Source organism: Rhizobium sp. WYCCWR 11128 (assembly GCF_013416305.1).
Classification (GTDB): domain Bacteria; phylum Pseudomonadota; class Alphaproteobacteria; order Rhizobiales; family Rhizobiaceae; genus Rhizobium; species Rhizobium indicum.
Genome location: NZ_JACCEZ010000002.1, coordinates 634654 through 661284 on the forward strand (window position 1 = coordinate 634654; position 26631 = coordinate 661284).

Genomic DNA, 26631 nt, shown 5'->3' on the forward strand with positions numbered 1-26631 from the left:
GTTTTATTTGCGATAGCCGAGCGAGGTGAGCTCTTCTTCGGCCTTGGCCGCCATCTGGTCGAGGCCTTCATCGGGCCCGATCTTGCCGGTCAGGATGTCGTAGAAGATAGGAGCGGTCGCTTCACGCACCTGCGCATGGAAGGGGTAGGGGGGAGCGCCGGCGAAGAGCTTGCCGTCGTCCTTCAGCATTGTGTAGAAGCCGCCGAGCTTGACGTCCATCTCCTTCACCTTCGGATCGTCGAACGTCGCCGTATTGGTGATGCGCGGTGCGGCGATCGCCCAATCGGGCTGCACTTCGTTCTGGCCGATGAATTCGAGGAACAGCAGTGACGCTTCCTTGTTCTTGGACGTGACCGGCACGCCGAAGGCACCGCCATCATAGTAGCCGATATAGCCCTTTCCGGCTTTCGCGTCGTCCAGCACGCCCGGCTCGAGCGGCGGCAGAGCGAAACCGACCTGGCCGACCACCTTCGACTGCGCCGGATCGCTTGCGATCCACGCGGCATTCTCACCGTAGATCAGTCCCTGGGCGACGCGGCCTGCGGCGAAAGTCGTTGCAGTTTCCGTCCAGGTTGACTGCGTCGATTCCGGAGGAGCGATGTCGCGCAGGTGCAGCCAGTACTTCAACGCGGCCTTTGCCTTGTCGCCGTTCATCGCGCCGCCATGTTCGACCGTCGCCGCATAGTTGTTCTTGGCGTCGATGCCCCAATTGTAGACGCCGAAGGTCGGCGCGATGGACTCGAAGAATTCATACCAGGACGCCGGATGGCCTGTATGTGCCTGAGCGGTGGTGCCCCAGAGCTCCATGCCGTTGTCCTTGCCGTACTTCGTGAAGAAGTCGGCGATCTCGGTGTATTCCGCGTGTGTGGTCGCCGGCTTCAGGTCTTTGCCGGTTTCCTTCTTGAAGGCTTCCTTGATCTTCGGATCGTCGAAGAGGTCCTTGCGATAGAGATACGCCTTCAGGAAGGCTTCCATCGGAACGCCGAAGAGATCGCCGCTCGCGTCCTTGAAGTAGTCGGCAAAGCTGGTGAAGTTGGCGTCGTCGTAGGTCGGCGCCTTGAGATCCGGCTGGTCTTTCAGCGTCTTCGTGATGTCGACGAGGAAATTCCTGGCGAGATAGGAGTAGATGATGTCCTGCTCGATGTAGACCATGTCATAGATGCCGGTCTTGGCTTCCATGTCCTTGATGGCCTTGTCGTACATCTGATCCCAGGACGTCGTCTCGATGTCGACCTTGATGCCGGTCTTCTTTTCGAATTCCGGAGCCAGCACGTTCCTGATGTAGTTCGATGGCGGCGTGCTTTCGGTGACGCCATGCAATGTCACGCCCTTGAATTTGGCGCCGGCATCGGACCAGAAGTCAGCCCAGGCCGGCGAAGCGGTAGTGGCGAGGCTGAGCGTCAGCGCAAGCGCGCTAGCCTTCAAAGCATAATTCATTTTCAATCCTCCCAAAGTGCAGCGAGATCATTTCGCCGGCCTTTTGTGTAGGCCAAAAAAACCACCGACGCAACATTTGTTGTCTAAACATGCAAATCGTGGATCTATCCCTTTGATTTTTGCAGAAACTAATTTCCGTTGAAGGACGGAATGCGGTGTCCGAAGACTTAAAATATTGCGTTGCAAGGTAATTTTGCAAAGCAGCAAAAGATTTTAAGCCAAAATTATTTGTTGTCTTGCCAAACTAAATGGCATAGCACTGTCCGCAACCAAAGGCATTTTTTGGAGGAAACGACTATGCGTCGATTGGGTATCCATTCATTTGTATGGACAGGCGGCCAAACGCAGGAAGGGCTGGAAATGGCCCTCAACAAGACGGCCGAACACGGATATCGCACCATCGAATTTGCCTATCTGCGCCCCGAGAAATTCAATCTCGATCGACTGGCAAAGCTTGCGCAGTCGCTTGACGTCGAGATTGGCGTGACGATGGGTCTGCCGCTCGACAAGGACGTATCGAGCGAGGACATGTCTGCGGTATCCGCCGGCAAGCAGACGCTGGCCGACGCCGTTCGTGCGGTCCGTGATATCGGCGGCAACAAGCTGGGTGGAATTCTCTATTCCGCGCACACCAAGTACAATCGCCAGCCGACGAAGAAGGGCTGGGACAACAGCGTCGCCGCGATCGCCGCGACCGGCGAAGTCGCCAGACAGGCGAACGTCGACCTCGTGCTGGAGGTTGTCAACCGGTTCGAGACGAACCTGCTGAATACCACGGCGCAGGGGCTGAAGTTCATCGCCGAGACGGGATCGGAGCATGTCCGTCTCCACCTCGACACGTTCCACATGAACATCGAGGAAGCCAATCCGGCCGCGGCGATCCGCCTGGCCGGCGACAAGATCGGTTACTTCCACATCGGCGAGAGCAATCGCGGCTATCTCGGCGACGGTGTCATCAACTTCGATCTGATCTTCGACGCTCTGCTCGACATCGACTATAAGCGCGACGTCGTGTTCGAAAGCTTCTCGACGACGGTCGTGGACGAAGGCCTGTCGCTCGCCTGTGCGATCTGGCGCGACACCTGGGAGGATAATGATCCGCTTGCGGCGCACGCGAAGCGCTACATCGAGCTGAAATACGACGAGGCCAAGCGCCGCCGCGCCACAAACGCGCGGCCCTGATTATCCCTCTGACAGCCTGTTCCAGTCGTGTAAGGGTTGGGCCGACTGAAGGGAATTGAAATATGAACGACACCGTCTCCATCGGAAGCTCGCCGCGCAGGATCCGGCAGAACAATATCGTCGCCGCCTTGCAGACGATCTATGCCCACCGAAGCCTCAGCCGGGCGGATCTCGCCCGGAAACTCGGGATGAATCGCTCATCCTCGGGAGAGATCGTCGCCGAATTGACGGAAGGCGGGTTCGTTCAGGAGTCGGACGAGAGCGGCAAGCAGCGCCTGGAGCATTCCCGTGCCGGTCGTCCGGGCATCATGCTCGAACTGGTTCCCGATGCCGCATTCTTCGTCGGGATCGAGATTGGCGTCGAGCATATATCGGCTGCAGTTGTCGATCTCTCCGCCGAAGTCCGGGCATGTCGGAAGATCGCGTTCGACACGCCGTCTTCGACGGTGGAGGAGGCCGTGGCGCAGGGCGTCGAGTTGATCGTCGGCGCAATGGCGAAGAGGATGATCGGACGGTGCAAGGGTCTCGGCATATCGGCGCCGGCCCACATCCGGCCGGACGGAATTGTCACCCTCGCACCCATCATCGGCTGGCGAGAGGTGTCGTTGAAGGAGATTGGGCGATCTGCCTTCCTGGCCGCCGTCCCGGCCGCTGTCCCGATCGCGGTTGAAAACGACGCCAACGCGTTTGCGATCGGCGACAGCTACCGTCACGGCGTCTCAGGCGTGACCCTGTTCCTGCTCATGGAAACCGGCGTCGGCGGCGGCATCATGATCGATGGCAAGCTGTTCCGGGGCGGCCACGGCCTGGCGGGAGAAATCGGCCACACCCTGGTGCCGGGAAGCGGCGGTCAGAAGTTTGAGCAACTGATCGGTCGCGAAGTGCTGATCAGGCAGTATCGCGAGGCTATTGGACGTAAGCACGTCGATCTGCAGGAATTCCTTGGCGACGTTCATGACCGTGTCCCGGCCGCGGTCAATATCGCCGAAACCTGGTCGCGCCATCTCGCTTACGCATTGCTGCAGGCCTGTCGTCTGCTCGACCCCGACAGGATCGTGCTGGGTGGCTCCGTGGCATCCCTCTACCCGATGGTGGCCGCCCGCGTGGCGGTCCACATGTCGGAGGGCCAGAATATACCTTTCCCCATGCCGGAGATTGTCGTGGACGATGATGCGGAGTTCGGCTCCGCCTTCGGAGCGGCATGCATGTTGCACCAGCGCTTTCTGTCCCTGGAGAGCGAGGAGTTCGGCAGCGAGGATGGTGCGCCGGTCCAGTCGGCGACGAGTTGACGACAAGAACTATCGAAAGCGGGATTGCAAATGACCTCAGTACTGGCTCCGGACCAGCTTGGTCCCACGGTTTGCGTAGGGGAGATCCTCGTCGAGATCGTCGCCACGACGGTCGGAGACGGGTTTCTCAAAGCCCAGCCGCTTGTCGGTCCGTTCGCGAGCGGGGCGCCGGCGATCTTCATCTCGCAGTGCGGCCGCCTCGGCGGAAAGGCCGCAATGGTCGGCGCCGTCGGCGATGACGATTTCGGTCGTGTCAATACCGATCGCCTCAAACACGACGGCGTCGATGTTTCGACGATCTCGATCGATCCGGACTATCCCACGGGAAGCGCCTTTGTCCGCTACCGCAAGGATGGCTCCCGGGATTTCGTCTACAACATCGCCACATCAGCAGCTGCGCGCTTCGGCTGGTCTCAAGCGGTCGGCGATCTCATCAATCGCAGCGGGCATCTTCACGTGATGGGTTCCGCTCTGTCGGTCCCTAGTGCGCGCGAAGTGATCGACAAGGCCGTCGACATCGTCAAGGCGCGCGGGGGAACGCTCTCGGTGGATCCGAACATTCGCAAGGAATTGAAGCTGAACGAGGACACCGAGCGCCGCTTTTCCAAGCTTGTCGCTGCCGCCGATCTGCTTCTGCCGTCCGGAGAGGAGCTTGAGCGTGCCGCCGGCGTCGAAGGCGAGGCAGAAGCGATCCGCCGCTTGTTCGAGATAGGCGTCAAGGAGATCGTGCTGAAGCGCGGAGCCGACGGCGCGACTTATTTCGGCAGGCAAGGAGACCGCATCGACGCCCCGGCATTTGTCGTTCAGGAGGTCGACCCTACGGGCGCCGGCGACTGCTTCGGCGGTGCCTATCTCACCTGCCGACGGCTCGGAATGTCTCCGCAGCAGGCTCTGACCTACGGCTCGGCCGCCGGCGCCCGCAACGTGACGGTCCTCGGACCGATGGAAGGTGCCGGCACTCAGCAAGAACTCGATGCGTTCATCGCTTCAACGGAAAGGCGACCGTGATGCAGGTGCATCTCAACGAACTGGCCAGGCTGAGGATCGAAGGCCATCCGAGAGGCGTGACCTCCGTATGCTCCGCCCATCCGATCGTGCTTCGGGCAGCACTCCGACACGGGAAGCAACACGAGAGCACCGTCCTGATCGAAGCCACCTGCAACCAGGTCAATCACCTCGGCGGCTACACCGGAATGACGCCAAGCGACTTCGCGTCTCTCGTGATGAAGATCGCGGCGGAGGAGGGGTGCCCCGAAAAACTCATCCTTCTCGGCGGCGATCATCTCGGCCCCAATCCGTGGCGTGACCGCCCGGCCGAAGAGGCCATGGCCGAAGCCGAGAAGATGGTTGCCGCTTACGTCGATGCCGGGTTTCGCAAGATTCACCTCGATGCCTCGATGGGCTGCAAGGGCGAGCCGGTGGCGCTCGACGACGAAACCACGGCCCATCGTGCCGCCCGGCTTGCGGCGGTCGCCGAGGCGTCGGCGAAGAAGAGCGGCGGCGCAATGCCGGTTTACGTCATCGGCACCGAAGTGCCGCCGCCAGGCGGGGCCGACCATGCCCTGACAACCATCGAACCGACGGCTGCCGCAGCGGCGCTGAAGACGATCGAAGTCCACCGCGGGGTCTTTGCGGAGGCAGGCCTGGCGGAGGCGTTCGGACGCGCCATCGGCCTGGTCGTTCAGCCGGGTGTCGAGTTCGGCAATCAGAATGTCATCCTTTATGACCGCAGCAAGATAGACCCGCTGAAATCGGTGCTCACCGACGAGCCGCAATTCGTGTTCGAAGCTCACTCGACGGATTATCAGGGGACACTGCCGTTGACCGCGCTGGTGGAAGATGGGTTTCCGATTCTGAAGGTCGGTCCCGAGCTGACCTTCGTCCTGCGCGAGGCGCTCTACGCGCTGGATGCCATCGCTTCGGACCTCTTGCCCGATTACGGCCAGCGTCCGCTCTATGCCGCGATGGAAGCGTTGATGCTCGATCAGCCCGGCAACTGGAGCCGCCACTACCACGGCACAAACGCCGAGATGCGCTGGCTGCGGCATTACTCGCTGTCTGACCGCATTCGCTATTATTGGGCGTCGGCTGAAGTCCAAGATCCCGTCCGGCAGCTGTGCGAGGCGCTTCGAGGGCAAATCGTACCGCTGCCCTTGTTTTGGCAGCACATGCCGGCCGCACAGGAATTCGCAGATGCGCCGCTCGATCCGGAACAGGTTTTGATCTGGAGAGTGACAAAGAGTCTCTCGGACTATCACGCCGCCTGCGGCGTCGGGAATAATTAGCAATCAGAATCAAGACAGGAGGAAAAATCGATGACGGAATTGAATGGGAAGATCGCGGCGGTTACTGGCGCAGCATCCGGAATAGGACTCGCTTCGACGGAGGCAATGCTCGCCGCTGGCGCGACGGTCGTGCTGGTGGATCGCGATGAGAAGGCCCTTGAGACGGTTTGTGCCCGGCTTGGCGAGCGCGCTATTCCGCTCAAGATCAACTTGCTGGATCCGGGCGAGTGTGCGGGATTGCTCGAGGGCATCCTGTCGAAGACGGGCAAGCTCGATATCCTGCATGCCAATGCAGGCACCTATATCGGCGGCGACCTGATGGAAACCGACCTCGATACCATCGATCGGATGCTCAATCTCAATGTCAACGTCGTCATCAAGAACGTTCGAAGCGTCATTCCGCACATGATCGAACGTGGCACTGGCGACATTGTCGTCACCAGCTCCGTCGCTGGACACTCGGCGATTCCATGGGAGCCGGTCTATTCGTCATCGAAATGGGCGATGACGTGCTTCGTCCAGACGATGCGACGCCAGCTTCTGAAAAGTGGCATTCGTGTGGGGTCGGTTTCTCCAGGCCCGGTGATCAGCGCTTTGCTTGCGGATTGGCCGGAGGAAAACCTTCGCAAGGCCAAGGAGGCCGGAGCCTTGATTGAGCCGAAGGAAGTCGCTGACGCGATCATCTTCATGCTGACCCGGCCGCGCAACGTCACCATCCGCGATATCGTCGTGCTTCCAAGCGCCTTTGACATTTGAGGAGACGTGACATGAGCTACCAGCAGAAATTTCGCCTCGACGGCGAACGGGCGGTGGTCACAGGCGGAGGGCGTGCGATCGGGCTCTGCTGCACCGAGGCGCTGGCGGAGGCGGGCGCCGCCGTCGTCGTCATCGAACGCAGCGAGGCCGACGCTGAGCAAGCGCTTGCGCTGCGCGACAGAGGCTACGACGTCGAAGTCCGGGTCGGCGACGTCACCGACGCGGCCCGAATGGACGCGATCGCGGCTGAGCTCGCCGACGGCGGGCGACCGGCGACGATCCTCGTGAACAATGCCGGAATTGGCCAGAGCGGCGTTCCGGCGCAGGATCTCACCGACGCGGATTGGCTGCGCATGATGGACGTCAATCTCAATGGCGTCTTCTGGTGCTCGCGCGCCTTCGGTCGTCCGATGATTTCGATGAAACGCGGCGCCATCGTGAACCTCGGCTCGATGTCTGGGCACATCTGCAACCGGCCTCAGCCTCAGACGGCCTATAACGTCTCCAAGGCGGCCGTCCATCACCTCACGCGCTCTTTGGCAGCCGAGTGGGCGCACCACGGCATCAGGGTAAATGCCGTCGCGCCCACCTATATCGAGACACCGATGGTGGTGGCCGTCGAAGCCAATCGCGAGCGTATCCCGCTCTGGCTCGCCGACACGCCGATGGGAAGAATGGGAACGCCGGAGGAGGTTGCCAGCGCCGTCCTCTTCCTCGCATCGGGCGCCGCCAGCTTGATGACCGGGGCGATCGTCAACGTCGATGCAGGTTTTACCTGCTGGTAGTCCTTCCTGGACGAGGTGCGAGCAGCGCCTCGTCCACACCTGGAAACCAGTATGGAAACGTTACCACATTATCTTGACTCGCATTCCTGCTGCGTTTATCCAGGTGTGGAAACGTTGCCATATTGGGAGGAAGCTGATGAAATCCGCGCGGTTGAACCGACTTTTCGGCGTGTCTGGAAACTGTTTTGACGTTGCTATCGATCACGGCATGTTCAATGAACGCACCTTCCTTTCCGGCATCGAGAACATGAAGACGGCCATCGAGGTGATCGCGAACGCGGCGCCGGATGCCATTCAGCTGCCGCCGGGGACGGCACCCCTTCTGCAGGCTATTCCCGGCAAGCATCGTCCGGCACTGGTGCTGCGCACCGACATCGCCAACATCTATGGCAATCCCCTTCCGTCTCAGCTGTTTTCCGAAATGATCGACAGGGCGGTGGAACAGGGCGTCGCGTTGGATGCTGCCTGTGTCGTCGTCAATCTCTTGATGCTGCCGGACCAGCCGGAAGTCTACCGCGCCTGCGTGCGCAATGTGAACAGCCTGAAGCGCGAATGCGAGATCTACGGTATGCCGCTGATGGTCGAGCCGCTTGTCATGCAGGACAATTCCAAGGGCGCCTACATGGTCGATGGCACGATCGACAAGATCCTGCCGCTGGTGCGCCAGGCGGCCGAACTCGGCGCCGATATCATCAAGGCCGACCCGTGCGACAATGTCGAGGAATATCATCGCGTGGTCGAGATCGCCCAAGGTCTGCCGGTGCTGGTGCGCGGCGGCGGCCGCGTTTCGGATCAGGAAATCCTGATCCGCACCAAGCAGTTGATGGAGCAGGGCGCCCGTGGCATCGTCTATGGCCGCAACGTCATCCAGCATCACAATCCCGGCGGCATGACGCGGGCCTTGATGGCAATCGTCCATGACAAGGCTTCCGTCGAACAAGCCTCGCTGCATATTGGCTGACGCGCGTCTGGGAGGAGATGTCATGACGAAAATATTCCGCTTCGGCGTCATCGGCTGCGGTCTGATGGGGCGCGAGTTCGCGAGCGCTGCGGCGCGCTGGCTGCATCTGGCCGATGTGAAGGCGCGACCGGAAATCGTCGCCGTCTGTGATACCAACGCGACGCTGCTCGACTGGTTCAGGGATCATGTGCCGACTGTTCGCCAGTTCACCGCCGACTATAAGGAGCTTCTGGCCAATCCCGAGGTCGATGCAGTCTATTGCGCAGTCCCGCATGTGCTGCACCAGCAATTCTACATCGACATCCTGAAGGCCGGAAAACATCTTCTCGGCGAAAAGCCCTTCGGCATGGACGCTGCTCAGAACCGGGAGGTCATGGCGGTTCTCGCCGAGCATCCCGAACTTCTGGTACGCTGCTCGTCGGAAATGCCGTTCTTTCCCGGCGCACAGAAGGTCATCGCGCTGGCAAAAAGCGGCGAGATGGGGGAAATCCTCGAAGTCGAGGCGGGTTTCTTGCACTCTTCGGATATCGACCGGCAGAAGCCGATCAACTGGAAGCGCATGGCCGACATCAATGGCGACTATGGCTGCATGGGCGATCTCGGCATGCATGTGCTGCACGTGCCGCTGCGTCTCGGCTGGCGCCCGACCACCCTGCATGCGCAATTGGTCAAGAAGGTCACCGAACGTCCTGACGGCAAGGGCGGCATGCTGCCCTGCACCACCTGGGACAATGCCACGATCAGCAGCCGTGTGCGCACCGGCGATCAGGATTTCCCGATGGTGCTGAAAACCTGGCGTATCGCGCCCGGCGAATCCAACACCTGGTACATCAGGGTTCTCGGCATGAAGAAAAGCGCATTCTTCAGCACGAAGTCGCCGCGCCAGTGGCAATGGATGGACTATAATGGCGGTGCGCAAGCCTGGAGCACCGAGGATCTCGGCTATGGCTCGCTGTTTCCAGCCATTACAGGCAAGATCTTCGAATTCGGTTTTGCCGACGCCATACAGCAGATGTGGGCGGCCTTCGTCGATGAGCTTGCCGGCGGCAACGCCAACGGTTTCGGCTGCGCGACGCCGGCGGAAGCGCAGGCGCATCATGCGGTCCTGACGGCAGCCCTCAAATCCGGCCGCGAGGACGTCGTGGTACCGGTCGCGTATGACGGGGCATCCGTCTGATGCAGCGCTCTGTGATCAACGCCGCCTTGCTGCGGGCAACCGAGACCCTCGAGCGCTGGCACTGGTCCCTGCCGGCATGGGGATATTGGACGGCGGCGGATTTTGCCACTCATCCCGAGGCTTCAGCCTATTTGCGCGCCCATCAGCTGGGTTGGGATGTCACTGATTTCGGCTCGGACCGGTTCGCCGAATGCGGCCTCGTGCTGTTCTGCCTGCGCAATGGCATCGTTGATATCGAGGGTGAGCGGACCTATGCCGAAAAGCTGCTCTTCGTCGAGGAAGGGCAGCTCACGCCGACGCACCGTCATGCGGCGAAGATGGAAGACATCATCAATCGCGCCGGTGGCGATCTCGTCATCGAATTCGCAGCAACCGATGCCGATGGCAATGTTCTGACGGAGGATGTGACGGTTCCGGTAGACGGGCTGCCGCGCCGGCTTGCCGCATGGGAGCCGCTGGTTCTCCAGCCTGGCCAGAGCGTGACGATCCGCACCGGGCTTTATCACCGCTTCTACGGCAGGAAAGGCGGCGGACCTGTCCTTGTCGGCGAGGTCAGCCAGGTCAACGACGACAACAGCGATAATTTCTTTCTGGAGCCGATCGGGCGCTTTGCCGCGATCGAGGAAGACGAGCCGCCGCTGAGACCCTTGTGGAACGAAGGAGCCAGCTGATGCGAGCCGGGGAGGAGGTTCACGATCGCGACAGTCGAAAGCAGGGCGGCATCGTCTGCGCGGGAAACTTCATTGTCGATCGCGTCCACACCCTGTCCTATTGGCCCGAACAGGGCAATCTCGCCCATATCCTGCACCAGGATCTGGGCGTGGGCGGCGGGGCGGCCAATGTCGTCACCGATCTGGCCTCGCTCGGATTTCCCGGAAAGCTGGCGGCGGCGGGATGCATCGGCGCCGATCAGGACGGAGAGATCGTCAAGGCCCGCCTTGCACCTGCCGGCGTCGATGTCGGTGGGCTGACGGCGCTTTCCGACCGCGTCACGGCGCATACGCATGTCATGAATGTGCCCGGCCAGAACCGGACCTTCTTCTATCATGGCGGCGCCAACGATGCCGTCACGGATGAGCTTGTCTCACCCGCAACCTTCGTCAAGGCCGGCTATCGGTTGTTCTATCTGGGTTATCTCATGCTGTTGCCGGGTCTCGACGGCATCGGCCCCGACGGCCGTTCGGGAGCATCGCGCCTGCTGGAGGCCGCGCGTCGCGCCGGGCTTACGACCTGCGTGGATTTCGTCTCGAGCGAAGACCCGGAATTTGCGGCCAAGGTCGGTGTGGCTCTGCCCTTCTGCGATTATCTGATCATCAACGAGATGGAAGCGGGGCGGGCAACCGACGTTGCCGTTCGCGATGCGAAGGGAGATTTGATCGAGGCGGGGCTTTTGGAAGCGGGCGAGCGCCTGCTTGCGGCTGGTGTCGCCAAGGGAGCGATCATCCATGCGCCGGAAACCTGCTTCTGGTTCGCGCCTGGCGCTTCCCCGATCATGACGCGTTCACGACCTGTCGATCCCGATGACATCGTCAGTACCGTCGGCGCAGGAGACGCTTTCTGCGCCGCCGTGCTCTACGGCCTGCATGAAAACTGGCCTGTCGAGCATATCTGCGCCGTCGCCCATGCCGCAGCTGCGCGTTGCCTCAAGGGGGCGACAGCCACCGATGGCATCCCCGACATGTCTGTCCTTCTTCGCGAGGCGCAGGAGACGAACCCGGAAACCGCTTAGCCCATTGGCGTCGCCCCAGGAGGGCGACTCCGATTATCGTTATAAAGGGGAGGAGCAAACATGAAGCTATTCATTATGGCAGCCGCGCACGGCACCTTTGCCGATTTAGGCGCGACCGCGGAGGCAGTGCGATGATATATGCGGAAACGGCGCGGCTCTCCGGCAAGGTGGCATTGGTCACAGGAGGAGCGAGCGGCATCGGCAAGGCGGTATGCGAACGTTTCGCCGCCGAAGGCGCGAGGGTTGTCGTGGCGGACCTTGACGGTGAACGATGCGCACGGGTGGCGGAAGCGATCGGCCCTGGTGCCTGGGGTGTGGCGCTTGATGTGACCAGCCAGGACAGCATCGAAGAAGCTGTCCGCTTCACTATATCAACCGCCGGCAAGATCGACATCCTAGTCAACGCCGCAGGCATTTACGACGTCGAGTCGATTCTGGAAATATCCCGGGAACGGACCGCGAGCGTATTTCAGGTCAATATCGAAGGCCTGATCTTCATGACGCAGGCCGTTGCCCGCCACATGGTGGAAAGAGGGGAAGGTGGACGCATCATCAACTTCTCGTCCCAGGCTGGGCGCCGGGGCGAAGGACCGGCAGTGGCTTACTGCGCTTCCAAGGCGGCCGTCATCAGCATCACGCAAAGCTGCGCTCTGGAACTGATCCGTTATGGGATCAACGTCAACGCCATCGCTCCCGGCGTCGTCGATACACCGATGTGGGACGTCGTTGATGCAAAACTCGGCAGCCGCGAAGGCTTGAAACCCGGCGACGTCAAGCGCCGCGTGGCCGCCGCCGTCCCCGCCGGACGATTTGGCGCGCCCCAAGAACAAGCGGCCATGGCAGCCTTCCTGGCCGGCCCCGATGCAGCATACATCGTGGCGCAGTGCTACAATGTCGATGGCGGCAATGTCATGAGCTGAGCGCTTGAGCCGCGTCGCGGGCGCATCATCCAGCAAGGCGGCTTCATCAGCACGAATAGGCAATCGAACTTGAGGTCGGGAGGAGTGAAATGAGGGCTGTACGCTTGGAGTCGATCGGGTCTTTGACCATGCGCAGCGTTGAGAAACCGGTTGCCGGGCCAGGCGAGCTGCTTGTCCGGATTGCGGTGGCCGGCATCTGTGGTTCCGATCGCCACATGTACAAGGGCGAGTATCCGACGGCGATCCCCGTGACGCTGGGCCACGAATTCTGCGGCATAGTCGAAGCGATCGGCGATACCGTTACCCGCTTTACCGGCGGTGAGCTTGTGACGGTCGACCCCAATATCGCCTGCGGCATCTGTCGGGCTTGCACGCAGGCGCGGCCGAACTTATGCGAGAGCTTGACCGCCATCGGCGTGACACGGGATGGCGGCTTTGCGGAATATGTGGCGGTGCCACACGCGCAGGCCTTCATCCTGCCGGCCGACCTCGATCCCGTTCACGGCGCCTTCAGTGAACCGCTGGCCTGTTGTATCCACGCGATCGACAAGGCAAGGATCCGTCCGGGCGACAGCGTCGCGATCCTCGGCGGGGGCGTGATCGGTCTGCTCATGGTGCAACTGGCCCGCCTGGCTGGGGCAGCTGAGATCATTTTGATTACGCGGCAGCAATCGAGACGCCAAACCGCTCTGAGCCTGGGGGCGACGCACGCCTTCGACCCGGTTTCTTCAGGCACAATCGCTTCCGTTCGAGAACTCACCAAAGGCGGCGCCGACGTGGTCATCGAATGCGCCGGCGTCAGCGAGACGCTTCAAACCGGTCTGAAAATGGCGCGGCGCGGTGGTGCCTTCGTGCTTTTCGGGGTGACGCCGGCGGGTGTCGAGGTGCCGGTTCTGCCCTTCGATCTGCTCGTAAACGAAGTCGATATCAGGCCGGCCTACCTCAACCCCTTCACCCATTCGCGCGCTGCGGCAATGGTCGCGAGCGGGGCGTTGGAACTGGACGCATTGGTCACCAAAACCATCGGTCTCGAGGAGGTCGCCGACGTGGTGGGCAACGCGCCATTGCCAGGCGAGATCAAGGTCATCGTCCGGCCCTAGCATCGGGGTCACATCTCAGTTGCGGACGCGACCGGTGGAATCGCGCTCGATCAGCGTGACCGGCACTTTTACGATCGCGCCCTGTCGAGATTCGTCTCCCGTTTGGTGCTCGTCGATCAGCGCTTCCAGCAGCCGTGCTGCCTGTCGCCCGACATCGCGGATCGGCTGTGCGACCGTTGTCAGCCGTGGAAAGACGTAGGCTGCCTCGGGCAGATCGTCGAAGCCCACGACCGAATAGTCGCTCGGAACAGAAAATCCGCGATCCTGGACGGCATGGATTGCGGCAATCGCCGAAACATCGGTCGTGCCGATGATTGCGGTGACCTCAGGTCGAGACGCCAGCAGCTCGCGCGCCAGCCGGTAGGTCTCTGCAAAGCTGTGCTCTTCTGCCATCGCCACGATGGCGGGTGCGATCCCATCTTTCGCCATCTCGGCCGTGATTCCTTGCAGGCGAAGCTGGATAGGCTGGCTGTGTGCCGGCGCGCCGACGATGGCGATCGCCCGGTGGCCGAGGTCGATCAGATGGCGCGCCATCAGCCGTCCGCCTTCCTCGTGATCGGCCATGACAGCGTCGTCGGCGATGCCGCTCAACTCGCGGTCAATGGCGATGATTGGAATGTGAGCGTCACGCAGCACTCCGAAATGCTCGGTGCTGCCGAAGGCGCTTGCCACGATGACGCCATCGACGCGCTGGGCGAGCAGCATGGAGATGTAGCGCACCTCATGGTCCATATTTTCCGCCGTGCTGCAGATCAGCGTCTGATAGCCCTGCTGAAACAGTTCCTGTTCGATCGCATGGGCCAGGATGCCGAAGAAAGGCACTTCAATCGACGGCAGCATCAGTCCGATCATCCGGCTTGGTGCACCGCGCAGCATACGGGCGCCCTTGCTGGGCGTGTAGTTCAGCGTTCGGATAGCCGCCTCGACCCGGTCCCTGAGCTCAGGTGAGGCATAGCCGCTGTTGTTGAGCACGCGCGAGACCGAAGAGACCGATGTTCCTGCAAGTTTAGCGATATGTCTGATGCTGGTCGTCACGTGCTCGCATTTCTTTCTCTACAGCGCCGCGCGTCTTTTCAGACGCGCATAGGAGGCTAGCACAGGAGCGGTCGAACATTCATCACACGGACTGCTGAAGTTCACCTTCATTTTATCGTCCACTAGATCACTCGCGGAACGCCGCATCAAGCGCGCCGCTGTTCGAAGACCTTTCTGTCGCTCCGAAACCGCAAAACGGCGTTATACAAGTCAAAAAGAAAATCACATAAAGCCACATTTATAAAGATTGGTTTGTGATTACGGTCTGATACTGTCGCTTTGGCGGGCGTCCAAGCCATTTTTTGAGAGAAGCAAAATGATCAATTGCCTCGTAGTCGATTTGGGCGCTGGCAGCGGGCGGGCGATGCTCGGCCGTTTCGACGGACAAAAGATCGATCTTTCGGAGGTCCACCGGTTCTCCGGGATAGAGATGCGCCTCGATGATGGACCTCACTGGGACCTCAATCGTTTGCTCAAGGAAATCAAGAAAGGCTTGCGGCTGGCACTCGAGCGCTGCGCGAAGATCGATTCCATCGGCGTGGATAGTTGGGGGGTAGATTATGCTCTCGTTGACGCCTCTGGAAAGCTGCAGGCTGCGCCTCACCACTACCGGCATCCCCGTTCCCAACGAGGCTATGACGCCTTTCCCATGACACCCAATGAAATGTTCGAACGGACCGGTTCGCAGGTTCTCCCAATCAACACGGTCTATCAGCTTTTCAGCGCAGGCAAGGAAGATCCATCGGTGATAGCCACCAGCCAGCGCGTGCTGATGATCGCCGATGCCGTCAATTATTACCTGACAGGGGCAATCGGCGGCGAGCTTACGCTGGCGCGCACCTCCGGCCTTCTCTCGTTGGACGGAAAATGGGATCGTTCCATCTGCGGCAGCGCCGGCATCCCCCTCGGGCTGCTTCCACCGTTAAAGCAGCCAGGCACGGTCCTTGGCCGGCTTCGGGAAAAGCTCCAATTGGAACTTCAACTACACAACCGAATTCCCGTGATCTCGGTCGCGGCCCACGACACTGCAAGCGCAGTATGCGGACTTCCCCTACGGACGCAGGAAGCATTCCTGATCTGTGGTTCATGGTCAATCATCGGCCGCGAGGTGCGTCAGGCGATCACTTCGGAGGACGCCCGGTTAAGCGGTTTCGGGAACGAAGGTGGCATTGAAGGTCGTCAGCTTTTCTTACGAAGTTTGAATGGGTTACATCTGCTGCAAAAGCTTCGTGCGCACTGGTCGGAGCGCGTAGGGCAGGAGATCAGCTTCGCTCAAATGTCAGACCTTGCGACCATTGCCTCCGCACGCGGGATGTCAGCCTCGATCAATCCGTCGGATCCAGTTTTCTTCGATCCGCCCGACATTGTGGCCGCTTTGATGCGCGTCTGCCCGGAACTCGCTGGATGCACCAATGACGACCTCGGCCCTCTCGCACTTGCCGTTTACCGCGGGTTGATTGAAGACGTTGCAGAAAGTCTTTCGGCGCTCGAACGGCAGACGCACGAGCCGGTGGCTCGCCTTCGGATCTGTGGTGGCGGAGGCCAGGACGCTCTTTTGTGCCAAATGATAGCAAACCGCACCAGCCGCATCGTCACCGTCGGACCAATCGAAGCAAGCGCTTGGGGAAATATCGCAATGCAGCTGATTGGCCTTGGTTTGATCGAAAACCTTGCAGCGGCTCGCATCGTGATTGAAAAGTCGGCCGATATCCTGAATTACTACCCTCAGAAATAACAATGGGTTTCCCCTAAAAAATGCTCGCAGTCGAACGAAGACAGAAAATTCTTGACCTGGTCTATCGTCACAAGACGGTGCAGGTCACTGATCTCAGCAAGTCTTTTGGCGTCACCGAAGAGACGATCCGCCGCGACCTGCAGACCTTGGATGGAAGCGGACTTCTGAGCCGCACACACGGAGGGGCGGTAGCAAGGGAAGTCGAAGCGGAAGATCTTCCCTACCGGATGCGTCAGGTCACCAATATCGAGGCGAAGCGGAAGATTGCCGCTCTCGCGGCTGCATTGGTGCACGATGCGTATGCCGTTATGATTGACTCCTCATCGACAGCTTTTGAGGTGCTCAGCGCGCTTAAAGATCATCACGACCTAACGTTGATTACCAATTCTGTACGCATTACCGCCAATCCCGGAGCAACGCAGCACACTATCGTGTCTGTCGGCGGCGAGCTGCGTAAGCAGTCGATGACCTTCGTTGGAACATTGGCGACGCAGGCAATCGCCAAATTCAATGCCGATATCGCGCTCATCAGCTGCAAGGCCATCTCGATATCGGGAGGCGTTATGGATGCGAGCCTTCCGGATGCTGAGGTCAAGCGTGCGTTCATTGCCGCCGCCCGAAAGGTGTGTCTCCTCGTCGACGGGGACAAGTTTGATGGTTCGGCGCTCACCAGCGTCTGCCCTGTTGATCAAATCAACGCTGTTATCACCGATCGTCAGCCTTCCGACGAATGGATCAAACATTTTCAGAAGCTTGATATCCCGGTTCTCTACTAAAAACAACATTTTCAAACATTAAATTTCTGTTTTTGTTGACTATGTCGCTGCCGCGGTTATGGTCCTCTCCGGAATTGAAGGTGAGGATCATGGAAAATAATCTCGAACTGCGTGAATTTATCTGCGAGGTGGGCCGACGCGCCTACGCGCGTGAGATGGGCGCGGCCAACGACGGCAATATTTCCGTTCTACTGGATGACGGTACGCTTCTTTGCACGCCGACCGGTGTCTCCAAGGGCTTTATGAAGCCGGAAATGATCTGCCATATCGATCGCAGCGGAAAGCCCATCGGTGATGGGCTATATCGTCCGTCCACCGAAATTGGCATGCATTTGTGTGTCTACGATCATCGAGACGATGTGCGTTCCGTCGTGCATGCGCATCCGCTTTACGCCACCGTGCATGCCATTTGTGGCAAGCCGCTGACCCAGCAGATCATGCCTGAGTCGACAATGTTTTTGGGCGAAGTCCCGTTGACCCCGTACGGCCTTCCGTCCACGCCGGAACTGTCCGACGCCATCATACCCTACCTGCAAAGGCACGATGCGCTTTTGCTCGAAAACCATGGTGCCCTGACTTACGGGCATGATTTGAACAGCGCCTATTTCAAGATGGAAGCACTCGATTACTACGCCAAGGTCGTCTACCTCGCGGCCTCCTACGGCGGCGCCAAGGAGTTCAATGCAGATCAGATCGAGAGGTTGCTCGATGTTCGCCGCAAGCACTTCAACCAGCCGGGCCGCCATCCGTTTTTGAATCTCGCAGAGCAAGTTCGTTAGGAAGATCATTGATCTTTTGAAGACTATGTGGAGGACGCAATGTACGCAGAAAAGTTTCGCCTGGATGGCAAGGTCGCCGTCGTTACCGGTGGCGGACGCGGCATAGGGCTAAGCTGCGTCGAGGCGCTTGCCGAACACGGAGCAAAAGTTGTCATTGCCGATATTGATAAGGCAATCGCCGATGAGGGCGCGGCGGCAATGAAGGCTAAGGGATATGATGTCGCCATCTACCAGGTCGACGTTACGAAATCGGCGGAAGTCGATGGGCTGGCCGACTGGGTGGTCTCGACCTATGGCAAGGTGGACATTCTGGTTGCGAATGCAGGGATTGCTCGTTCCGGCGTCGCCGCAGAAGAGGTGACCGACGAGCATTGGCTCCACGTCAATGACGTCAACTACAATGGCGTATTTTGGTGTAACCGCGCCTTCGCCCGGCATATGCTCAATGCCAATTCGGGCTCGATCGTCAACATCGGGTCGATGTCGGGTCTGATATCGAACCGCCCGCAGAAGCAAACCTACTATAACGCCGCCAAGGCTGCCGTGCACCAGATGACATCGTCGCTCGCGGCGGAATGGGCCGACCGTGGCATCCGGGTTAACGCCGTTGCGCCCACCTATATCGAGACTGCGATGACCACATATCGCCACGACAATGAGGGCATGATCGATGTCTGGCTGCGAGATACCCCGATGCACCGTCTCGGCAAACCTGACGAGATCGCTTCCGTCGTCCATTTTCTTGCATCGGATGCGTCAAGCCTCATGACCGGTACGACAGTCGTTGCCGATGCTGGTTTTACCTGCTGGTAGTCTATTCCGAATGCATTTTGGCGGCGATCAAACGACAGGTGAGAGGCGGCTGAAATCTGCAATGCATGCCTCAGCGAAGACATGTCCACGTCCCGAATATTTTGGCGATCACTTTCCCATTTTCGCGTCGCAACTGCCCATGGACAGCTTTTTGCTCGTCAGAAAAATCAACAAGGTCGAAGAAAACGCTTTCATTTTGTTCGATATTTCCAAGGAAGAAGACGTCCTTTCGGACGACCGGCCCCTTGCGGGGAAACCAGTTTTCCAAAGCGCGATCGGCCAATGCCTGATACTCGGCAAAGTAAAATAGTCCTGCGCCGTTGAACTCCTGGGAGGTGCTGGGATCAAACCGAAAGGTTCGGAGCGCTTTGTTGGCGGGGACCGGAAACCCGAAATGCGTCCCTAACCGCCCACTCCGGATGTCAGCAGCATTCTGGGCCAGACGGCTGGGCTGGAACCGCTGTCCCTGCGGCTCAGGCAACGTCACACGGGCAATCGAGTGATTGCTGTCTTTGATCGTTCTGTAAACGAAGGTTGAGATGAGTTCGACCGCGCCGACGCTTCCTCCGTGGACGGACAACTCGTGCCGGGTCGACGTCCGGGTTCGTGAGACTGCGGACAATCTCGAATGAATGGTCAAAATGTCGTTCGCCTGCACGACGTCGAAACATGCATCTGTCACGGACGTTGCACAGATAGCGGCATAAGCCTCCTCTCCATCGGCCGTTCTGAAATCCGCATTCTCGAGCCCAAGATGACAGGCGAGCATCAGCCAGTGACGATGGCCGAGTTCCTTCATCAGCCAGGTCTCCGATAACCCGCTTCCGTTCAGATGGGGCATGCCGAGCAGCACATGCGGATCAAGGGTACGTTCCATCAGGTCGCGTGCCGAAGGCCCTGCGGGCGGAAAATCGAGAAGGGCTGCGCTCATGATCAGGCGCTGACCGATTGCTTGAGAGACGATGTCTGTGCCGAACGTCGAGCCGCAAGATGCCCGACCACATGTTCGGCATCCCTGCCGACGCTGAGGAACCGGCCCGAGCCCCAGGTCCAGAGCCAGGGAAGTCCCAGCACGTAGACGCCATCGACGGCGGTGACGCCGCGGCGATGAACAGGATAGGCGTTGCCGTCGAAGATCGGCAGACCGACGAAAGACCAATCCGGGCTGAATCCCGTGGCCCAGATCACCGAGGTGATCCGCTCCGCCTTCAGGTCGAGTTCGGCAATCTCCGCCTCAGGCTCCCAGACAGGGACATAGGGGGATCCGGCCGGAGCATCAATGCCTTTTTCGGCGATATGCCGGTCAATCAGGGCATTGATGCCGTTATAGACACGGTCGGCGCCGTCGAGATTGGCCTTCAGGTTCGGCTCGAACAGCATCCGGCCGGCGGCGATGCCGGACATGCGGCCATATAGCGCCATGCCCTCCAGCGCGAACTTGCGCAGATCGATATCGCGTCCACGGTCGCGTCCTGTCAGGTAATGGTTGGTGTCGTGCTTCTTCTTCGTCATGCCATCATGTTCGACCGTGATGTCGTATTGGCCGATATCGGAAAGCCAGTCGACCACATCGCGACCGCGATAGAAACGGGCGCAACGCGGTGCGTTGCCGGTGACGAGATGCACCTTGCGGCCGGCAAGATGCAGATCCTCTGCAATCTGGCAGCCGGACTGGCCGGAACCGACCACGATGACGCCGCCGTCCGGCAGTTGGCCGGCATTGCGGTAGCCGGCGGTGTGGATCTGCATGATGTCCTCGGGCAGGCGCTCCGCCGCACGCGGAATGGCCGGATCTGCATAGAGGCTGGTGGCGATCACCACGGCATCGGCGGTCACCGCGCCAGCCGAGGTTTCGAGCCGGAAGAGGCCGCCATGCTTTTCGAGCGACGTCACGCCGGTTTGCTCGAAGATCGGAGCATCGACCTTCTTCACGAAGCGGTTGACATAGGCAAGGATCTCGTCCTTGACCATGAAACCGTGCGGATCCGTGCCGTCATAGGGATGATCGGGAAGCTGGCATTGCCAGTTCGGCGTCACCAGGCAGAAGGCGTCCCAGCGTTCATTCTTCCATTTATGCGCAACGGTCTTCTTCTCGAAGACCACATGGTCGATGCCGTGCCTCTTCAGGTAATGACTGGCGGACAGGCCGGCCTGGCCGCCACCGATGACGGCGGTGCTGTAATGCTGCTTCAGGTTCTGGGGCATGGACTAGTCCTTTCAGAGGATGAAGGTTTTGCAGTGGACGCGGGCATCTGCGTCATTCTGGAAGGCGACAGCGGCGCTTTCAATTCGGGCGAGTTGGTCGTTTGCGGATGAACAGGCAAAACCAAACTTCGCCTCCACGCGATCGCTGGCGATGGTAAGCGCCCTGCGGCTGCGATCGACGAAATCGGCGACCGAATAACTTTCACCCTCGGTGAAAAACTCACGGATGATCAGCGAGGGGGAATAACAGCTCTCTTCCTGGCCATCGGGCCAGGTTATGACAAAGCGCATTTCAGGCATGGTCGGGCTCCAGCAGCGTGTGATAGCGGGCAAGATGGGCGGTCGCGGTTTGCTGCCAGCCATGGCGGGCGGCAACCGCCAGACCACGGGGAATGATCTGCTCGCGGATCGGTGCGACCAGCGCCAGCGCCATGCCTTCGGCAATCGAGACCGGATGATGCGGATCGCACCAGATCGCATCGCCGGGACCCAGATATTCGGTGAAGGGCGCAATCGAGGATGTCACGACCGGAATGCCGCTGGCCATGGCTTCCAGAACGACGAGGCCGAAGCCCTCCTTGAGCGAGGGAAACACCAGCGCATCTGCCAACCGGTAGAGGCTGGGCATGTCGGCATCGGCGATCGCTCCGGTGATATGCACCGCTGCGGCGTCCCGACCGAGGCAGGCGAGGCAAGAACGGAACTCCTCCTGATAATCGCCATGGTCCAGGAGGGAGGCGCCGCCGGCAATGACAAGCTGGGCATCCGGCCGGATGGCGCGGACCTGACGAAAGGCTTCGAGAATACCAAGGGTATTCTTTCGCGCCTCGATGCCGCCGACACTGAGGAAAATCGGCCCGCTTGCGAGCCGCAACCTATCGCGCAGAGCGACCTGCTCGCCGCTCCAGGCAGGCGAGAAGCGGTTGGTGTCGACGCCATTGCCGACCACTGTCGCCTCGATGCCGCGGTCACCTCTCAGCCTGTCCCGCCAGAGGCGGCTGACGGCGAAGAAAATATCGGCCGCATCGATCGCGCGATCCTGCAAAGCCATCAGGCGCGGGTCGGCGAACTGGTCGATGTGGTGGACAGTGCGGGCAAAATTCGGGATCAGGCCTTCCAGCTTGAGCGTCGCCAGCGCATTGCCGGAAATGCCGTCATGGGCGTGGAAGAGGTCGAAGCCATTGGTTCCGGTTCTTCGGAAATAGTCGACATAATCGGCAATCCGCTGCTCGACCATTTGCGTCATGTCCGCGGGTGCCGGCGGCACGGCAATGCAGGCGGTGCCGCAGGAGGGTTGACGAAAGAAGCCCGCCCCCTTGGCATCGGGCGCGTGCAGGACCACCTCATGACCGAGCGAGGTCAGCGCTTCCGAAAGCTGCATGGCATGAATCACACCGCCACGCGGATTGGTGGAATGGGTCAGCATGGCAATGCGCAGCGTTCGGTGCGACGGGAGGCTCATGCGGCGACATCCTGTCGGCCGAGCTGCAGCAGAGGTGTCTCGGCATGATCGCGCACCACTGCACGGCTCTCGCCATCGACCAGCGCGACTTCGGCGCCAGCCACGACGGCGCCGATGACCGCAGCGTTGATGCCGCGCGCGGTGAAGCGGGTGAGGACATCGGCCACCCGTTCCGGCGCGACCGAGAGCAGATAGCCGAAGCTCGGAAAGGTGACGAGCCAGCGGTCGAGGCTCACACCGGCGGGCAGGGGAATGGCGGTGACGTCGATATCGATGCCGACATGCGAACATTCGGCCAGCATGATGGCCGTGCCGATGATGCCGCCCTGGCTGATATCCTTCGCAGACAGCGCCAGCCCGGCCTCGGCGATCTCTGGCAGCAGCTCGAGGTCGCCGCGCAGGCGCGCCGGCGCGGCATCGGTGGCGGCTTCCCAGTTGTTGAAGGGTTCGCGGTAACGGCCGCGATGGTCGATCGTCGCAACTAACACATCGCCCGGCTTTGCATCGAAGCTCGTCAGCAGCTTCCTGGCGCGACCGAGAATGGCGACCGACAATTGGCCGCGTTCGCTGCGGATATTGGTGTGCCCCCCGACGATCGGCACGCCAAAGGCGCTGGATGCCGCCCGCATGCCTTCGAGAACGGGTGTCGCGCCAGCCTCGCCATTGGCCCAGACGGCATCAACCACGGCGATTGGCCGGCCGCCCATGGCAACGACGTCGGAGATATTGACCATGACGCCGCACCAGCCGGCGAACCAGGGGTCGGCGGCGACGAACTCGTTCATGAACCCTTCGATGGCAAAGAGCAGATAACCGTCGCCATCGGGCAGCGCGGCGCAATCGTCGCCGACGGCAATCTGCTGCCCCTGCAGACCGAGCCTTGCCGCGATCGGGCCGATATCCTGCTTGGCGGCGATGCCGCTGCTGGCCGAGAGTTTTGCCGCCAGGCTCTTGATGTCGATTGCGGCCATCCTCACGCCGCCTTTCTGGAAAGGGCGGTGAAGCCTGCCTCGGGTGTGGCGCAGGGTGGATAATAGGCAAGGTCGGCCTTCATCCTGAGATGCGGCTTGCCGTAGACCTCGAACTCTTCGATCACATCCCAGTGCAGCCTGCGGAACAGCAGACCGTTCTGCACCTGCACATTGGCGAGAAACGTGTGGCATCCGATCGCATTGGCGGAGGACACGGCGAGTTTGATCAGGCTCGCCCCAAGGGCGCCGATCTTGCGGAAATCCTGGTGGACCGCCAGTCGCGAGCCCCACCAGAGGCCGGGTTCGGCCTGATGAATGCGCACCGTTCCGACCAGCTGATCGGCGGCAATGCCGAGCATGGAGAGCGCCACGATCGGGATGGCCTGATCGTCGATCGCGTCGCGGTCATCGCCCTCGAAGATCTGCTGTTCCTCGCAGAAGACGGCACGGCGCAGCGCATGCGCTTGGCTGCGTTCCCAGGCGGAGGTCGCGAACTTCACCTGGAATTCGCTCGAGCGATAGGGAGCAAAGGTTTCGAGCATCATTTGGTGAGCATCCTTTCATAGGTGGAAAGGGCGGAGCAGGCGCCGCATTTGCCGCAGCCGGCCTTGATATCGACGGCCTTCAAGCCGCTGGCGACCAGCATCCTGGACAAGGGCCCGAGGATCGAGTGCATGAAGTCGGGCCTCGGCGCCGGGTGGCTTTCGAGCGGCGTGCCGGAGATCGGCACGAAGGGCACGACGAAGGGATAGACGCCGAGCGCAACCAGCTTTTCGCAGATGTCCAGAATGGCTTCACGGCTGTCGCCGAGCCCCGCCAGGATATAGGTCGAGACCTGGCCGCGCCCGAAGACCTCCACAGCGGCCTTGAACGAGGCCATGTATTTGGCGATCGAGACCTGCGCCTTGCCCGGCATGATGCGGGCACGCACCTCCGGCGTCACGGCTTCCAGATGCATGCCGAGGGCATCGACGCCGGCCTCCTTCATGCGGGTGAACCATATATCGTCTTCCGGCGGCTCGCATTGCGCCTGGATGGGAATGTTGACGGCCGCCTTGATGGCGCGGGCGCTGTCGGCGAGGATCGCAGCACCGCGGTCGTCGCCCTTCGGTGTGCCGGTGGTCATCACCATATGCTTGACGCCGTCCAGTTCGACGGCGGCCTTGGCGACTTCCGCGAGCTGCTCGGGCGTCTTGTGGGCGATGGTGCGGCCGGCGGACAGCGATTGGCCGATTGCGCAGAACTGACAGGTCTTGGTACGGCTCTGATAGCGGATGCAGGTCTGCAGCACGGTCGTGGCAAGCACGTCCTTGCCGTGCAGAACGGCGATCTGCGAATAGGGAATGCCGTCGGCGGTCGAGCGCTCGTAGAAGCGCGGGCGCAGGGGAAAGGAAACCTCGCCCAGCACCGTGCCATCCCGGCTGATACGGCTGCGGCCCATCTCGTCCGGCTTTTCGACCAGATAGGGGCTCTCGAACGCAGGTGCGGTGTGAACCGGCACCATCAACGTCATGCCGTCAATGGTCAGTGCCTTGTGGTCGGAAGGTCCGGCACCACCGCGGCGGCTTTCATGTCCGGCCTTGGGGTCAACGAGCCGGGCTCCGTAGGACTGCAATTCGTTGATCAGAATCTCGGTCGGCAGACGTGTCATATTCTCCATCGGAAAGGGTCCTTGCTTCGACTGTGGGGAGGGATGGCTGGGTGGTGGTGACCATCGGCGCCGTGGCGCGGCCATCCATGACAAGATGCAGCAGCTCAGGTCGGGCATAATGGCCGACCGAATCCATCATCCGCTTGCGTTTGATGATCAGGCTCATGTCGAGATCGGCGATCAGGATGCCTTCGCCTTCTGTGAGCGGCGGCACGACATGTTTGCCTTCGGGCGAGATGATCGCGGTCATGCAGCCGCCGCGCAGGGCCTTCTGCAGGCCAGCGTCGGAGGTGATGGAGGCGATCTGCTCGTCGGTCAGCCAGCCTGTGGCATTGACCACGAAGCAACCGCTTTCCAGCGCATGGTGGCGGATGGTGACTTCCATCTGGTCGGCAAAAATCGGCCCGACCATGGAGCCTGGAAACTGGGCGATATGGATGTCTTCGTGCTGCGCCATCAGGGCGTAGCGGGCCAGAGGATTGTAATGCTCCCAGCAGGCCAGCGCTCCAAGCCGTCCGACGGCGCTGTCGACCACCTTCAGGCCGGAGGCGTCGCCCTGGCCCCAGATCATCCGCTCGTGAAATGTCGGGGTGATCTTGCGACGCTTGAGGATGAGCGTGCCATCGGCATCAAACAGCAGCTGGGCATTATAGAGCGATCCGTGGTCACGCTCGTTGACACCAAGCGCCACGACGATGCCATGCTCGCGGGCGACTGCCGAGACGGCATCGGTGGCAGCGCTCGGTACCGTGACGGCTTCCTCGTAAAGTCGCACGTGCTCCTTGCCAGAGAGAACAGGCGGCAGCACGAAAGAAAAATAGGGGTACCAGGGGACGAAGGTTTCGGGAAAGACGATCAGCTCGGCGCCTTTGGCTGCCGCTTCACGAATTGCATCCAGCACGCGGGCCAGTGATTTCTCGCGCGAGGTCAGATCCGGCGCGATCTGCGCGGCGGCAACCCGGACGCTCGGTTTTTTCTCCATGACGAAATCCTCGATTGACGGGTGGGGAGGCGGAGCGCCAAGGCTCCGCCCTTTATTCTTTGGGGCGCCTGGTGCTTAGAGCGTCCAGGTATCAAGGATGAAGGCGCCGTCGCGGCGATGGATCAGGATCAGGTCGAGAACGTCGAGCGGACTGATCGGCGTGATGCCGGGGATCAGCGCGCCTTCGCCATGGCCGTAAAGTGCCTGAAGGGCAAAACGGCAGGCATAGACCTTGCCGCCTTCTTCCATGAATTTGACGATCTGGTTGTTGAAATTCAGATGGCCGGGAAAGGCCTCCGCGCCGAGCGTCGGAAAACCACGCTGGACGCCGAGCGTCACGCCTGGGCCGTAGAGAAGGATCGAGGTCTCGAAACCCTTCCGCTTCAGGCGCGTCGCCTGCAGCAGGTTGACGAATCCGATCGATCCTTCGAAGGCCACGGTATGGAAGGTGACGAGAGCTTTTTCGCCTTCGCCGGCCTGTACGTCCTCGAAAACCTTGTCCTCGTAATCGACAAGAAAGTCGCCTTTTTGATTGGCTGGCTTGGTCACTGCGGGCATGGATGGCTCCTTGATTGAAATCCGATCCCCATCCGGGGAGCAT

At 60.7% G+C, this 26631-nt stretch carries 27 protein-coding genes; 16 read left to right on the forward strand and 11 right to left on the reverse strand.

Annotation, left to right across the window (positions count from 1 at the left end; genetic code table 11):
• Positions 1-3: 3 nt before the first annotated feature.
• Positions 4-1437, reverse strand: coding sequence for an extracellular solute-binding protein (locus HX898_RS10795; RefSeq protein WP_064647819.1), 1434 nt, complete (start codon positions 1435-1437; stop codon positions 4-6).
• A gap of 297 nt (positions 1438-1734) precedes the next feature.
• Here HX898_RS10795 and HX898_RS10800 point away from each other — a divergent pair, with 297 nt between their 5' ends.
• From HX898_RS10800 to HX898_RS10855, 12 genes are all read left to right on the forward strand, one after another.
• Positions 1735-2619, forward strand: a complete 885-nt coding sequence (locus HX898_RS10800; protein WP_180194639.1) for a sugar phosphate isomerase/epimerase — start codon at positions 1735-1737, stop codon at positions 2617-2619.
• A gap of 62 nt (positions 2620-2681) precedes the next feature.
• On the forward strand, positions 2682-3908 hold the full coding sequence (locus tag HX898_RS10805; protein WP_138334430.1) for an ROK family transcriptional regulator: 1227 nt from the start codon (positions 2682-2684) through the stop codon (positions 3906-3908).
• 30 nt (positions 3909-3938) lie between these two features.
• Positions 3939-4916 carry a sugar kinase gene (locus tag HX898_RS10810; RefSeq protein WP_180194640.1) on the forward strand — a complete coding sequence of 326 codons (978 nt, stop codon included), beginning with the start codon at positions 3939-3941 and terminating at the stop codon, positions 4914-4916.
• Positions 4916-6193: a D-tagatose-bisphosphate aldolase, class II, non-catalytic subunit gene (locus HX898_RS10815; protein ID WP_171599708.1), complete on the forward strand. Its 1278-nt coding sequence runs from the start codon at positions 4916-4918 to the stop codon at positions 6191-6193. Before HX898_RS10810 ends, HX898_RS10815 begins: the two co-directional genes overlap by 1 nt.
• Positions 6194-6223: 30 nt before the next feature.
• Positions 6224-6949: an SDR family oxidoreductase gene (locus tag HX898_RS10820; protein WP_130764951.1), complete on the forward strand. Its 726-nt coding sequence runs from the start codon at positions 6224-6226 to the stop codon at positions 6947-6949.
• An 11-nt stretch (positions 6950-6960) separates the two neighbouring features.
• The gene (locus HX898_RS10825) at positions 6961-7734 is read left to right on the forward strand and encodes an SDR family oxidoreductase (RefSeq protein WP_171599706.1); all 774 of its coding nucleotides are present in this window, start codon (positions 6961-6963) and stop codon (positions 7732-7734) included.
• Positions 7735-7870: 136 nt separating this feature from the next.
• Positions 7871-8695 (forward strand): aldolase, encoded by an 825-nt coding sequence (locus HX898_RS10830; RefSeq protein ID WP_180194641.1) that lies wholly within the window; start codon positions 7871-7873, stop codon positions 8693-8695.
• Positions 8696-8717: 22 nt separating this feature from the next.
• A complete protein-coding gene (locus tag HX898_RS10835) occupies positions 8718-9872 on the forward strand; it encodes a Gfo/Idh/MocA family oxidoreductase (RefSeq protein WP_180194642.1) in 1155 nt (384 codons plus the stop codon).
• Positions 9872-10543, forward strand: a complete 672-nt coding sequence (locus tag HX898_RS10840; RefSeq protein WP_180194643.1) for a D-lyxose/D-mannose family sugar isomerase — start codon at positions 9872-9874, stop codon at positions 10541-10543. The genes HX898_RS10835 and HX898_RS10840 overlap by 1 nt, the downstream gene beginning before the upstream one ends.
• Positions 10543-11601, forward strand: coding sequence for a carbohydrate kinase family protein (locus HX898_RS10845; RefSeq protein ID WP_171599702.1), 1059 nt, complete (start codon positions 10543-10545; stop codon positions 11599-11601). The genes HX898_RS10840 and HX898_RS10845 overlap by 1 nt, the downstream gene beginning before the upstream one ends.
• 131 nt (positions 11602-11732) lie before the next feature.
• A complete protein-coding gene (locus tag HX898_RS10850) occupies positions 11733-12521 on the forward strand; it encodes an L-iditol 2-dehydrogenase (RefSeq protein WP_180194644.1) in 789 nt (262 codons plus the stop codon).
• Between the two features lie 89 nt (positions 12522-12610).
• The gene (locus tag HX898_RS10855) at positions 12611-13621 is read left to right on the forward strand and encodes a zinc-dependent alcohol dehydrogenase family protein (protein WP_180194645.1); all 1011 of its coding nucleotides are present in this window, start codon (positions 12611-12613) and stop codon (positions 13619-13621) included.
• A gap of 15 nt (positions 13622-13636) precedes the next feature.
• Here the strand turns inward: HX898_RS10855 and HX898_RS10860 are convergent, their stop codons facing one another.
• Positions 13637-14656: a LacI family DNA-binding transcriptional regulator gene (locus HX898_RS10860; protein ID WP_180194646.1), complete on the reverse strand. Its 1020-nt coding sequence runs from the start codon at positions 14654-14656 to the stop codon at positions 13637-13639.
• 316 nt (positions 14657-14972) lie between these two features.
• Here HX898_RS10860 and HX898_RS10865 point away from each other — a divergent pair, with 316 nt between their 5' ends.
• The 4 genes from HX898_RS10865 (at position 14973) to HX898_RS10880 (ending at position 18759) form a co-directional block, all read left to right on the forward strand.
• On the forward strand, positions 14973-16391 hold the full coding sequence (locus tag HX898_RS10865; RefSeq protein ID WP_180194647.1) for an FGGY-family carbohydrate kinase: 1419 nt from the start codon (positions 14973-14975) through the stop codon (positions 16389-16391).
• Between the two features lie 20 nt (positions 16392-16411).
• Complete coding sequence (locus tag HX898_RS10870; RefSeq protein ID WP_180194648.1) at positions 16412-17167, forward strand: DeoR/GlpR family DNA-binding transcription regulator; 756 nt, start codon at positions 16412-16414, stop codon at positions 17165-17167.
• 89 nt (positions 17168-17256) lie between these two features.
• Complete coding sequence (locus HX898_RS10875; protein ID WP_138388120.1) at positions 17257-17946, forward strand: class II aldolase/adducin family protein; 690 nt, start codon at positions 17257-17259, stop codon at positions 17944-17946.
• 39 nt (positions 17947-17985) lie between these two features.
• Positions 17986-18759 (forward strand): glucose 1-dehydrogenase, encoded by a 774-nt coding sequence (locus tag HX898_RS10880; protein WP_138388119.1) that lies wholly within the window; start codon positions 17986-17988, stop codon positions 18757-18759.
• A gap of 70 nt (positions 18760-18829) precedes the next feature.
• On the opposite strand, the gene HX898_RS10885 is transcribed toward HX898_RS10880, so the two are convergent.
• The 9 genes from HX898_RS10885 to HX898_RS10925 all read right to left on the reverse strand — a co-directional run bounded on the left by HX898_RS10885 (position 18830) and on the right by HX898_RS10925 (position 26588).
• Complete coding sequence (locus tag HX898_RS10885; RefSeq protein ID WP_180194649.1) at positions 18830-19690, reverse strand: Pnap_2097 family protein; 861 nt, start codon at positions 19688-19690, stop codon at positions 18830-18832.
• Positions 19691-19692: 2 nt separating this feature from the next.
• A complete protein-coding gene (locus tag HX898_RS10890; RefSeq protein WP_180194650.1) occupies positions 19693-20964 on the reverse strand; it encodes an MSMEG_0569 family flavin-dependent oxidoreductase in 1272 nt (423 codons plus the stop codon).
• Between the two features lie 12 nt (positions 20965-20976).
• Positions 20977-21264 carry an MSMEG_0570 family nitrogen starvation response protein gene (locus tag HX898_RS10895; protein ID WP_180194651.1) on the reverse strand — a complete coding sequence of 96 codons (288 nt, stop codon included), beginning with the start codon at positions 21262-21264 and terminating at the stop codon, positions 20977-20979.
• On the reverse strand, positions 21257-22426 hold the full coding sequence (locus tag HX898_RS10900; RefSeq protein WP_180194652.1) for an MSMEG_0565 family glycosyltransferase: 1170 nt from the start codon (positions 22424-22426) through the stop codon (positions 21257-21259). The genes HX898_RS10895 and HX898_RS10900 overlap by 8 nt, the downstream gene beginning before the upstream one ends.
• Positions 22423-23397 (reverse strand): sll0787 family AIR synthase-like protein, encoded by a 975-nt coding sequence (locus tag HX898_RS10905; protein ID WP_180194653.1) that lies wholly within the window; start codon positions 23395-23397, stop codon positions 22423-22425. Before HX898_RS10905 ends, HX898_RS10900 begins: the two co-directional genes overlap by 4 nt.
• Before the next feature lie 2 nt (positions 23398-23399).
• Positions 23400-23942, reverse strand: a complete 543-nt coding sequence (locus HX898_RS10910; RefSeq protein WP_180194654.1) for an MSMEG_0567/Sll0786 family nitrogen starvation N-acetyltransferase — start codon at positions 23940-23942, stop codon at positions 23400-23402.
• Positions 23939-25057 (reverse strand): MSMEG_0568 family radical SAM protein, encoded by a 1119-nt coding sequence (locus tag HX898_RS10915; RefSeq protein ID WP_180194655.1) that lies wholly within the window; start codon positions 25055-25057, stop codon positions 23939-23941. The genes HX898_RS10910 and HX898_RS10915 overlap by 4 nt, the downstream gene beginning before the upstream one ends.
• On the reverse strand, positions 24984-26030 hold the full coding sequence (locus HX898_RS10920) for a Nit6803 family nitrilase (RefSeq protein WP_180194656.1): 1047 nt from the start codon (positions 26028-26030) through the stop codon (positions 24984-24986). Before HX898_RS10920 ends, HX898_RS10915 begins: the two co-directional genes overlap by 74 nt.
• A gap of 75 nt (positions 26031-26105) precedes the next feature.
• Positions 26106-26588, reverse strand: coding sequence for an MSMEG_0572/Sll0783 family nitrogen starvation response protein (locus HX898_RS10925; RefSeq protein WP_003545449.1), 483 nt, complete (start codon positions 26586-26588; stop codon positions 26106-26108).
• Positions 26589-26631: the final 43 nt, after the last annotated feature.